Source organism: Andreprevotia lacus DSM 23236, from assembly GCF_900176275.1.
GTDB lineage: Bacteria > Pseudomonadota > Gammaproteobacteria > Burkholderiales > Chitinibacteraceae > Andreprevotia > Andreprevotia lacus.
Window position 1 is genome coordinate 66,835 of record NZ_FWXD01000019.1, and the last position, 11,504, is coordinate 78,338.

Here is an 11,504-nt window from a genome sequence, read left to right on the forward strand (position 1 = left end):
GGCAGACTCATTCGCGGGCCAGTGCTTCAATGGGGTCAAGGCGGGCAGCATTGCGCGCCGGCAGAAAGCCGAACACCAGCCCGATCAGCATCGAGCACACGCAGGCGCCGATGATGGAGGGAACGGAGAAAATCATCGGCGCCATGGGCAGGAAACGCGCTACAAAAGCGCCTATTCCCAGCGACAAAGCCACGCCGATCAGGCCACCCAGCAGGCAGACCAGCGATGCCTCGATCAAAAACTGCTGCATGATATCGCCCTGCCGCGCGCCCACCGCCATGCGGATGCCGATTTCACGCGTGCGCTCGGTGACGCTCACCAGCATGATGTTCATCACGCCGATGCCGCCGACGGCCAGCGAGATAAAGGCAATCGACGACACCAGCAAAGTGAGCGTGGCCGTGGTCTGCGTGACGGTCTTGAGGATGCCGTCACTGCTGAAGGTAAAGAAATCCTTGCTGCCATGGCGGCTAACCAGCAGCTTGGTCAGGCTCTGGTCGGCCAGATCGTTGGGCATGCCGTCACGCACCCGCACGGTAATGCCATGAAAGTAGTTTTGCCCCAGCAAACGCCCCATGGCCGTGGTATAGGGCAACCAGATGTTCAGATTGTTGTCCGGCCCGCCAAAACCGCTGCTGGGCTTGATGGCAACGGCAATCACCCGTACCGGCACCGACCCCACCAGAATGATTTCGCCGATCGGGTTGGCGCCATGCGGAAACAGCTTGTTGCGCGTATTGAGGTCAATGACGGCAACCTGGGCTTGCCGGCGGATGTCATCGGCGCGCAGCGAGGCGCCTTCTGCGATGGTCATGCCCTTCACGCGGAAGTACTGCTCGCCCACGCCAGTGATTTCTGCCGATACCTCGATATTGCGATAGCGCACCGTCTTGCCGCCGGTAACCTCGGGCGTCACGCTATCGAGGTAAAACTGCGATTGCAGCGCGGTTACATCGCCGGGTAGCAGGGTATGGATGCTGGGCGCCTTGTTGTCGCCCCAGTCGCGGCCGGGAAAGATGCCGATGGTATTGGTGCCAATGGCGCTGATGTCATTGATGACCTTTTGCCGCGCCCCCTGCCCCAGCGCCACCACCGACACGACGGCAGCAATGCCGATGATGATGCCCAGCATGGTCAGCAAGGTGCGCATGCGGTGCGCCATCATGGCGATCAGCGCCATCTTGAACGCTTCGCCAAAGCGGCCGCCATCCAGCCCGAAGCGCCGTTGCCGCGTCGCCGGTTTTTGCAACACCGGGCGGCTGACCTCCGCCGTGGCAGCCACACGGCGGTCCGCCACGATGCGGCCATCGCTGATCTCGATGATGCGCTCGGCGTTGCTCGCCACTTTCATGTCGTGGGTGACGATAATGACCGTGTGGCCGGCCTGGTGCAGCTCGCGCAGGATGCGCATTACCTCTTCGCCACTGTGACTGTCCAGCGCCCCGGTGGGCTCATCGGCCAGAATGACGTCGCCGCCGTTCATCAAAGCGCGGGCGATACTCACCCGTTGTTGCTGACCACCCGACAATTGGCCCGGGCGATTGGCGGTCTTTTCCGCCAAACCCAAGCGGGCCAGCAATTGCCGCGCACGCGTGCTGCGCTCGCCCGGGTCGGTGCCGGCATAAACGGCCGGGATCTCGACATTGCGCTCGGCACTCAAATGCGGCAGCAAGTGATAGCGCTGGAAAATAAAGCCAAAATGCTCGCGGCGCAGGCGGGCCAGCTCGTCGGTATCCAGGCTGCCGGTCTCTCTCCCGGCTACGCGATAGCTGCCCCCCGAGGGTTTATCTAGGCAGCCGAGGATATTCATCAGCGTCGACTTGCCCGAACCGGACTGGCCGACAATCGCCACCATCTCGCCAGCATGAATGGTCAGATTGACGTCGTGCAGCACGGTGACTTCTTCGTCGCCGGCCGGGAAGCGTCGCACCAGGCCGCGAAGTTCAAGCAACGGGGCCATCATCACGGGCCCGGCGGGCCGAACTGACCGGGGGCCGGGCCATCGCTCACGAGCACCTTCTCGCCTTCGGCCAAGCCTTCAAGCACCTGCACGTTCACATGGTTGTTCAGGCCAACACGTATCTTGCGCGGTTGCGGTTTACCGTCCTTGAGCACCTTGACCTCGAAGCGGCCATCCTTGTCCTGCGCGCCCAGCACCGATGCAGGCACCGCCAGCACACCCTTGGCCGAGCCCTGCACGATGGATACCTGCGTGGTCATCGATGTGCGCAACACGCGATCCGGATTGGCTACATCAAACAAGCCGTTGTAATACACGGCCGTGCTGGTGGTACTACCACTGCTGCTGGTGGCGTTGCCTATGGACTCAGGCGCTGGCTCAACCGCGCGCAGCCTGGCGTCAAAGCGCCGCTCGGGCGCGCCAAGAATGCTGAAATAAACTGGCAGGCCAGGCTTGACGCGCACCACGTCGGCCTCGGAAATCTGCGCCTTGACCGTCATGGTGCCCAGATTGGCCAGTACCAGGATTGTGGGTGCTGACTGCGCGGAAACGACGGTTTGCCCTTCCTTGGTCACCACGGCAATCACCTCGCCGTCGATCGGCGCCACGATGCGGGTGTAGCCCAGATTGGTCTGCGCGGTATCCACCTGCACGCGTGATTGCTGAATCTGCGCATCCAGCGCGGCCAGCTCGGCCCGCGTGGCATCCACCTGCGCCTGCGCGCTCTCCAGCTCGGCTTGCGGGCTGGCGTCATTGCGCGCCATTTGTTGCTGGCGCTGCAGCGCCAGCTCATATTGATGCAGCAAGGCTGTTTTGGCACGGCGCTGCGCCTCTATGCTCTGCAAGCCGGCCTCAGCATTGCGCAATTCGTTCTGCTGGATGGCGGGGTCAATCTCGGCCAGCAGCTGCCCCTTTTTCACGCTATCGCCCAGTTTGACCTTCAGCGATTTGAGCTGGCCATTTACCTGCGCCCCCACGTTGACCTGGGTAGCAGGCTCCAGCGTACCGCTGGCCAGCACGGCCTCCTCAAGATCCATGCGGCTGACGGGCGTCGTGAGGTATTGCGGCGGCGGCGCGCTCGCAGTAGATCGCTGCACCAGCCAGAAAATGCCGGCCCCGATCAGAAGCACCAATACCAACCAGAAAACGCGTTTTTTAACAGTCATCCGCAACAATCATCCACATCCGGGGGTACGCCGCGCAGCCCATGCTTTTGCGGCACGCCATCTTAGCCGCAGACCTCGCCCCGCAGCAGCCCGGAAGGCGGTTTGTCAGAAATATCCAACAGTGTCTTGAAAGCGGCCAACAAAACACGGGCAAATGCCGCCAGCGCTACGTATGAAATACGCGCCTGCATTGCCAGTGACAGGCAATCTGCCGCGCCGGGCAGTGTGTCAGGCAAGGCATAGCCAAGACAGGTGAAAAGTTGGCGTCGACAAACACGACGGTGTGTAACCTGACCCCGGCGCTTTGCAGGCGAAAAACCCGACCTGGCGCACTGCCAGCCGGGCGGGCTGGGTGCTAGCCGGCCAGACGTGGGACAATGCAGGCTGACGGCCATCCCTTTAAGCCATCGCCGCTGCCCGTACCCACCTTGCCACCAGCCCTGTTGCCCATGCCCGACCAGCCTTTCCGCGTGTTGTCGATCATCCCGCCGATGACGCAATTGAATACCCCCTATCCGTCCACCGCCTATCTGACCGGCTTTCTGCGCTCGCGCCAGTTCGATGCGGTGCAGGAGGATCTGGCGCTGGCCCTGGTGCTGCGGCTGTTCTCGACCAAGGGGCTGGAGGAAATCCGCGCGCGCATCGAGGCGATTGCGCCGCGCAAGCGCTCGGCACAGGTGCAGCACTTCGTCGATGAGTTCGACCGCTACACCGCCACCATCACGCCTACCATCGCCTTTCTGCAGGGACGTGATTCGACGGTGAGCCATCGCATCTGCAGCCGGCAGTTCCTGCCCGAGGGCGCGCGCTTTGCCTCGCTTGATGTCTATGTCGATGACGAAGGCGGCGACCCGCTGGCCTGGGCCTTCGGCGCACTGGGTGCGCAGGACCGTGCGCGCCATCTGGCCACGCTGTACCTGAACGACATTTCCGACGTGCTGCGCGACGCCATCGACCCGCGCTTCGAGTTCGTGCGCTATGCCGAATCGCTGGCACAGAGCCAGCCCACCTTCACCCCGCTGGCCAAGGCGCTGGCGGCGCCGACCAATCTGGTCGATGAAACCCTGCATGCGCTCACCCTGGCGGCTATCGACAAACACCAGCCCGATCTGGTGCTGATTTCGGTGCCCTTCCCCGGCGCGGTCTATGCCGCCTTCCGCATTGCGCAGACCATCAAGGCGGTCAGGCCGGCCATCCGCATCGGGCTGGGCGGCGGCTTTGTGAACACCGAGCTGCGCGAGCTGAGCGACGCGCGCGTGTTCGACTTCTTCGACTATGTGACCCTGGATGCCGGCGAGCGCCCGCTGCTGGCGCTGCTCGACCACCTGTATGGCAAGCGCTCGCAACAGCGGCTGGTACGCACCTTTGTGCGCGAGGACGGCGCGGTGCGCTACATCAACTTCGTCGAGCCGGATGTACCGTTCGAGGAAGTGGGCACCCCCACGTGGGACGGCCTGCCGCTGGACCGCTATCTGTCGCTGCTGGACATGCTCAACCCCATGCACCGGCTGTGGTCAGACGGGCGCTGGAACAAGCTCACCATTGCGCACGGTTGCTACTGGAAGAAATGCAGCTTCTGCGATGTGAGCCTCGACTATATCTCGCGCTATGAAACCGCCTCGGCCACCACGCTGGTGGATCGCATCGAGGCCATCGTCGCCGAAACCGGCCAGACCGGCTTCCACTTTGTCGATGAAGCCGCGCCGCCCAAGATGCTCAAGGCGCTGGCGCAGGAGCTGCTGCGCCGCAAGGTGGCGATCTCATGGTGGGGCAATATCCGCTTCGAGAAATCCTTCACCCCCGAGCTGTGCCAATTGCTGGCCGACAGCGGCTGCATCGCCATTTCGGGCGGGCTGGAAGTAGCGTCCGACCGCTTGCTGAACCTGATGAAGAAAGGCGTATCGGTCGAACAGGTTGCCCGCGTGACGCGCGGCTTCACCGATGCCGGCATCCTGGTGCATGCCTACCTGATGTATGGCTTCCCCACCCAGACGGTGCAGGACACCGTGGATGCTCTGGAATACGTACGCCAGTTGTTCGAGCAGGGCTGCATCCAGTCCGGCTTCTTCCACCGCTTTGCCTGTACCGTGCACTCGCCGGTCGGCCAGCACCCGGAGGAATACGGCGTAACCCTGGAGCCGCTGCCGCCGATCAGCTTTGCCAAGAATGACATTGGCTTCATCGACCCCACCGGTGTCGATCACGACGTGATGGGCCAAGCGCTCAACAAGGCGCTGTATAACTTCATGCATGGCATCGGGCTGGAAGAGGACGTGCGCAGCTGGTTCAACACCCGCGTACCCCGTCCGACGGTGAACCGCCACAAGATCGCGCGGGCACTGGGTGAGTTTTAACGCCACCAGCAGATCTTTGCTGGCAGTGCGGTACTGCTGACTGCAGCCCAAAGGAGCGTGGGATGACGGAAATCTATATCAGCACCGATGTGGAAACAGACGGCCCGATCCCCGGCCCGCATTCGATGCTGAGCTTCGCCTCGGCGGCCTATACCGCCGACAAGCAGCTCATCGGCACCTTCAGCGCCAATCTGGACACCCTGCCCGGTGCCGCACCACACCCGCACACCGCCGCATGGTGGGCTACCCAGCCCGAGGCCTGGGCTGCCTGCCGCAACGACCCGCAACCGCCCGAAACCGCCATGCCGGCCTATGTGCAATGGCTGGACAGCCTGCCCGGCCGCCCGGTGTTCGTGGCCTATCCGGCGGGTTTTGATTTCCTGTTCGTCTACTGGTACCTGATCCGCTTTACCGGCAGCAGCCCGTTCAGCCATTCGGCGCTGGACATGAAAACCTTCGCCATGGCCTTGCTGCAGCAGGACTACCGCGACAGCACCAAACGCAACATGCCCAAACACTGGTTCGACCCGCTACCCCACACCCACGTGGCGCTGGATGACGCCATCGAGCAAGGCGCGCTGTTCTGCAATATGTTGCTGGAAAACCGGGTGAAGCGAAGCCAGGATTAGCGCACCGGCTGTCAGCTGACCTGACAGCGACATATACTCTGGGGCTCTGCTGCCCTCCCGATCAAACGATGCCAGCTCCTCCATCCATTTCGCCAGAAACAGTAGCTCTCCGCACGAGCGTGCGCGGCAGCGCATTGTTGAAAGTCGCCATCGGGGCGGGCGCTGCATTCGCGCTATGGATACTGGCGCAGCTAGTTCCGTTTGCCAGCGAACACCTCTCTGCTGACAATCCATTCGTTTACGGACCTATTATCTACTGCGTGGTAGGCATGATCGAACTGATTGGCAATGTCCCCTTCACAAGCTTGGCCAGCCGTTGGGACAGCATGCCGCAAAGGCAACAAACGATATGCGGTCTATTGGGTATCTTGCTCGGTGGCGCCTTGGTTGTGGGGCTGATCGACATGTATTTTCATTTCATTCACTAAGCCATTCATGCACCGCTTCGCACTCTCCCTTCTGCTGGCAGCAGCCCCCATCATCACACACGCCAAACAAGCCGGCTTCAGCTACCAGGGCTATACGCTGGGCATGAGCAAGGCAGCGGCAGCCAAGGTAGACCCCAAGCTGCGCTGGCAGACGGCCAACGCCGGCACCAATGGCGAAGTCACCCGCCTGCAGTTCAGGGTGATGTATCTGGATCGGCCCGCCGATGCCTATGTCGACCTCGACGCAGCCAAGCGCGTCGTGCAGCGCATCGGCTTCAACTTCAGCACCACAACCGACTTCGATTGCCTGGCACACTCGGCCCTTGCATCACAACAGCTGGAGCAACAATACGGCCCGGCCAGCAGCAGCGTGAACGAACCGCCACGCAAAATGCACTGGGTAGGCAATCCGGGCTATGCGCTGCACTGGGTAGAGGTTTGCTCGCTGGGCGCCAAGCAGTATTCGGTGGTGTTCCAGCAGCCGTGATCCGGCTACAGGTAGTAATGCCGTAAGGGCTGCAGCCCCTCATCCAGGTCGTACACCAGCGGCACGCCGTTGGGGATGTCCACCGCCATGATGTCGGCGTCCGAAATCCCGTCCAGATGCTTGACCAGCGCACGCAGCGAATTGTTGTGCGCGCTGATCACCACACGCTGGCCGCTGCGTATGGCAGGGGCGATGCGCTGCGCCCACACCGGCACCACGCGCTGCACGGTATTGCGCAGGCTCTCAGTCAGCGGAATTTGTGCCGGCGGCACCTGCGCATAGCGCGGGTCGGCAAAGCTGGCGCGCGGGTCATCCCGCGTCAGCGCTGGCGGCAGTTCGTCATAGCCGCGCCGCCAGCGCAGTACTTGTTCATCACCATGTATCGCCGCCGTCTCGGCCTTGTTCAGCCCCGCCAGCGCGCCATAGTGGCGCTCGTTCAAGCGCCAGTCGATTTCGGTGGGCAGCCAGAGCAAATCCATTTCATCCTGCACCAGCCACCATGTGCGAATGGCACGCTTGAGCACCGAGGTAAACGCCACATCAAAGCCCAAGCCCGCCAGTTTGAGCTTGCGCCCCGCCTCGCGCGCCTGCCGCCGCCCCAGCTCGGTCAGATCGACATCCACCCAGCCGGTAAAGCGGTTCTCCAGATTCCACTGCGATTCGCCGTGGCGGATCAAAACGAGTTGATGCATATGCACTCCCTTGGTTTGCATACCTGGCTGGCACCGGCCCTGCCGGCACCAGCCAGGCTATCACTCCAGCAAGCTGCGCAACATCCAGGCATTCTTTTCATGCAGCTGCATGCGCTGGGTGAGCAAATCCGCGCTGGCTTCGTCGTGCACCTCATCCACTTCCGGGAACAGGCTGCGTGCGGTGCGCACCACGGTTTCCTGGCCCTTGAGCAGAATGGCGATCATGTCGCGCGCATTGGGTACACCATCAACCTCCTGCACCGACGACAGCCTGGCAAAGCTGGCATAAGTGCCCGGCGCCGGAAAGCCCAGCGAGCGGATGCGCTCGGCAATCAGGTCCACCGCCAGCGCCAGCTCGTTGTATTGCGCCTCGAACATCAGGTGCAGGGTGTTGAACATCGGCCCGGTGACGTTCCAGTGAAAATTGTGCGTCTGCAGATACAGCGTGTAGGTGTCTGCCAGCAACCGCGACAAGCCCTGTGCAATGCGTTCGCGCTTTACTTCATCGATACCGAGATGGATTTCCATGATGCTCTCCTTGTGTTGAGCAGGCAGCAGGCCCGCAGATGCCTTGACCGGATCACCGGCCCTTCTGGACTGACCGGGTAAACCGTTACCCGGTTTCGCACTTATTCCCCAGGGCTGTTCAACCCAGGCCCAGATCCATGACCGCCATCAGCGCAAAGCCACCGGCAAACAGCCATTCCGCAGTGCGATTGCGCCTCAGCAGCGGGCCGATTTCACTGGCCGTTACCCACAACATGGCGCCGCCTGCCAGTGCCAGCAGCACCGGCAATGCCGTCGCAGTAACCGCGACAGCGGCAGCCCCTGCTACCGCGCCCAGCAGTTCGACCAGCCCACTGGCCGCGCCCCATGCCGCCGCACGCAGCGGGCTGATGCCGATTTGCAGCAGCGCCGCGGCCACCGCAAAGCCTTCCGGGATATCCTGCAGGCCGATGCCGACCACCAGGGTGGCACCATGCGCCTGCCCGGCCATGGCCACGCCACCAGCCAGCCCCTCCGGCAGGTTGTGCAGCGCAATCGCCCACACGAACAGCAGCACACCGGTCCGTTGCAATGCACTGCCCTCTGCTTGCCGCGTGGCGCGTCGGCGCCACAGGGCGAGCAAACCGGCCCCCAGCGCAGCCACTGCCAGTGTCATCAGCACGGCCTGTGCATGGCTGCCGGTCTGCGCTGCGGCCTGTTGGAACGCCGGCCACAGCAGCGAGAAAAAACTGGCCGCCAGCATGATGCCGCCACCTGCCAGCAACAGCTGCTGCGCCATGGCAGCCGGCAGCTTGCGGGCAAACGCCACCGGCAGTGCCCCCAATGCCGTGGCGCCTGCCAGCGCAAGGCCGGCGATCATGCCTTCGCGCAGCACGCCTTGCTGTGCCAGCAGGCCGGCAATCGCCACCAGCCAGATTGCCGCACCGACGCTGTAGCGCACCACGCGGCGTGAACGTGCCGCCAGCGGCGGAATGCGCGGGTCGCCCGCCTGCCAGCCATGCCATGTTTGAACCAGCGTACTCATGATGAATGCTCCCTGACCATCTGAGAGTCATTATCATCTTCAGGCATTGATTTGGAAAATTGATTGTTTTTCTACACTCAATACAAATTTTCAATCACGAGTCCCATGTGCCCTCACATGCCAGCTCTGCCATATGGATATGCGTAATCAATCGTTTATCCATGCCGCCTTGCGCGGTATGCTGCAAGGATTGAAAGATCAACGACAGCCGGCCCGGAGCCCCATCATGACCCCCACCCGCCTGCACGCCCTTGCCGCCACCCTGCTCACGCTGGGCGCAGCCACTACCTGGGCCAAGCCCCTAACCGTGTGTACCGAAGCCAGCCCGGACGGTTTCGACGTGGTGCAGTACAACTCGCTCACCACCACCAATGCCTCGGCCGACGTGCTGTTCAACCGGCTGGTCGATTACGATGCCGGCGCCGGCAAGGTGGTGCCCAGCCTGGCCGAAAAATGGGAAGCCAGCGCCGACGGCCTGAGCTACACCTTCACCCTGCGCCGCAACGTGCAGTTTCACAGCACTGATTACTTCAAGCCCGGCCGCGCGCTGAATGCCGATGACGTGGTATTCACCTTCGAGCGCATGCTGGAGGCCAACCACCCGTGGTACAGGAGCGCGCCCAATGGCTATCCGCATGCGCAATCCTTCCAGCTGGGCAAGATCGTCAAGGCGGTCAAGAAGGTGGATGACTACACGGTGCGCTTTGAACTGAGCCAGCCCGAGGCCACCTTCGTACCGCTGCTGACCATGGGCTTCGCCTCGATCTACTCGGCCGAATATGCGGCCAAGCTCACCCCGGCCAAGGCCGCTGAATTGAACAGCAAGCCCATCGGCACCGGGCCTTTCATCCTCAAGAGCTATCAGAAAGATGCGGTGATCCGTTACGACGTGAACCCGGCCTACTTCGGCGCCAAGCCCAAGGCAGACCGGCTGATCTACGCCATCACGCCGGATGCCACCGTGCGCGTGCAAAAGGTAAAGGCCGGCGAATGCCAGATCGCACTGTCGCCCAAGCCGCAGGATGTATTGGCCGCGCGCGCCGACAAGAGCGTGAAGGTGGTCGACACGCATGCCTTCGCCACCGCCTTCATCGCTTTCAACAGCCAGCACAAGCCGTTCGACAACGCCAAGGTACGCCAGGCACTCAACATCGCCTTCGACAAGCAGACCTATCTGAAGCGCGTATTCGACGGCACCGCCACCGCGGCCGACGGCCCTTACCCGCCCAACACCTGGAGCTACGTCAACCTGCCGGACTACAGCTACGACCCGGCCAAGGCCAAGCAACTGCTGGCCGACGCCGGCTTCCCCAACGGTTTTGCCACCACCATCTGGATACGGCCGTCGGGCAGTACACTCAACCCCAATCCACGCGCCGGCGGTGAACTACTGCAGGCAGATCTGGCCAGGGTGGGCGTCAAGGCCGAGCTGAAGGTGATTGAATGGGGCGAGCTGATCAAGCGCGCCAAGGCCGGCGAGCACGACATCCTGTTCATGGGCTGGAGCGGCGACAACGGCGACCCGGATAACTTCCTCACCCCGCAGTTTGCCTGCGCCTCGGTCGAATCGGGCCTCAACTTCGCCCGCTATTGTGATGCCAATCTGGACAAGGCCATCGCCACCGCCAAGAAAACCGCCGACCAGACCGCACGCAGCAAGCAATACGAAACCGCACAAAAGATCATCCACGATCAGGCATTGTGGATACCGCTGGCCCACCCGGTGGCAGCGGCCCTGACTACCCCGAATGTGGCCGGCTACAAGGTCAACCCGTTCGGGCGGCAGGATTTTTCCAGCGTCAGCGTGAATTGAAACGCTAGCGGTCAAAATACAAAAAGGCGCCGTCAGGCGCCTTTTTGTTGGTCTTTGCTGCACTTAAAGTTTCGCGGCATGCCTTCCCGGCATGTGTACGTTTGTCGCGCACAAAGCAAAAACCCCCTGCCTTGGGCAGGGGGTTTGCATGGGGAGTCTGGCGATGTCCTACTTTCACACGGGTATCCGCACTATCATCGGCGCTAAGTCGTTTCACGGTCCTGTTCGGGATGGGAAGGCGTGGGGCCAACTCGCTATGGTCGCCAGACGTAACTGGTTGAGTTACGACTGTTAGTCATGACTCTGATTCGATAGAAGAAGCATACTGCTTTGGTCTCGTGCTACGCACGCTACCCTCAAATTCATTTTTCGGTTCGATTGTTCTTGCAAACAACACCTGACGCAACGCGCCTCAGGTTATAGGATCAAGCCGCACGGGCAATT

Annotated in this window: 10 protein-coding genes and 1 rRNA gene; 5 read left to right on the forward strand and 6 right to left on the reverse strand. The window is 62.1% G+C overall.

The window, feature by feature from the left end; all coding sequences use genetic code 11:
- Positions 1 to 7: 7 nt before the first annotated feature.
- Together B9A19_RS15290 and macA are read right to left on the reverse strand one after the other, a co-directional pair.
- Positions 8 to 1,960, reverse strand: a complete 1,953-nt coding sequence (locus tag B9A19_RS15290; protein WP_245804355.1) for a MacB family efflux pump subunit — start codon at positions 1,958 to 1,960, stop codon at positions 8 to 10.
- Between the two features lie 2 nt (positions 1,961 to 1,962).
- The gene (macA, locus tag B9A19_RS15295) at positions 1,963 to 3,126 is read right to left on the reverse strand and encodes a macrolide transporter subunit MacA (protein WP_084091750.1); all 1,164 of its coding nucleotides are present in this window, start codon (positions 3,124 to 3,126) and stop codon (positions 1,963 to 1,965) included.
- 449 nt (positions 3,127 to 3,575) lie between these two features.
- Here macA and B9A19_RS15300 point away from each other — a divergent pair, with 449 nt between their 5' ends.
- From B9A19_RS15300 to B9A19_RS15315, 4 genes are all read left to right on the forward strand, one after another.
- Complete coding sequence (locus B9A19_RS15300; RefSeq protein ID WP_084091752.1) at positions 3,576 to 5,480, forward strand: B12-binding domain-containing radical SAM protein; 1,905 nt, start codon at positions 3,576 to 3,578, stop codon at positions 5,478 to 5,480.
- 62 nt (positions 5,481 to 5,542) lie between these two features.
- A complete protein-coding gene (locus B9A19_RS15305) occupies positions 5,543 to 6,109 on the forward strand; it encodes a 3'-5' exonuclease family protein (RefSeq protein ID WP_084091754.1) in 567 nt (188 codons plus the stop codon).
- A gap of 137 nt (positions 6,110 to 6,246) precedes the next feature.
- Complete coding sequence (locus B9A19_RS15310; RefSeq protein ID WP_139798885.1) at positions 6,247 to 6,537, forward strand: hypothetical protein; 291 nt, start codon at positions 6,247 to 6,249, stop codon at positions 6,535 to 6,537.
- A 7-nt stretch (positions 6,538 to 6,544) separates the two neighbouring features.
- Positions 6,545 to 7,024: a hypothetical protein gene (locus tag B9A19_RS15315; RefSeq protein ID WP_084091757.1), complete on the forward strand. Its 480-nt coding sequence runs from the start codon at positions 6,545 to 6,547 to the stop codon at positions 7,022 to 7,024.
- A 5-nt stretch (positions 7,025 to 7,029) separates the two neighbouring features.
- Here the strand turns inward: B9A19_RS15315 and gpmA are convergent, their stop codons facing one another.
- The 3 genes from gpmA to B9A19_RS15330 form a co-directional block, all read right to left on the reverse strand.
- A complete protein-coding gene (gene gpmA, locus B9A19_RS15320) occupies positions 7,030 to 7,716 on the reverse strand; it encodes a 2,3-diphosphoglycerate-dependent phosphoglycerate mutase (protein WP_084091758.1) in 687 nt (228 codons plus the stop codon).
- Positions 7,717 to 7,776: 60 nt separating this feature from the next.
- Complete coding sequence (locus B9A19_RS15325; RefSeq protein ID WP_084091760.1) at positions 7,777 to 8,244, reverse strand: Dps family protein; 468 nt, start codon at positions 8,242 to 8,244, stop codon at positions 7,777 to 7,779.
- 118 nt (positions 8,245 to 8,362) lie between these two features.
- Complete coding sequence (locus B9A19_RS15330; RefSeq protein ID WP_084091762.1) at positions 8,363 to 9,247, reverse strand: ZIP family metal transporter; 885 nt, start codon at positions 9,245 to 9,247, stop codon at positions 8,363 to 8,365.
- A gap of 226 nt (positions 9,248 to 9,473) precedes the next feature.
- Here B9A19_RS15330 and B9A19_RS15335 point away from each other — a divergent pair, with 226 nt between their 5' ends.
- Positions 9,474 to 11,060, forward strand: coding sequence for an ABC transporter substrate-binding protein (locus B9A19_RS15335; protein ID WP_084091764.1), 1,587 nt, complete (start codon positions 9,474 to 9,476; stop codon positions 11,058 to 11,060).
- Positions 11,061 to 11,215: 155 nt separating this feature from the next.
- Here the strand turns inward: B9A19_RS15335 and rrf are convergent.
- Positions 11,216 to 11,328: ribosomal RNA gene (gene rrf / locus B9A19_RS15340) — 5S ribosomal RNA — on the reverse strand.
- Between the last annotated feature and the right edge of the window lie 176 nt (positions 11,329 to 11,504).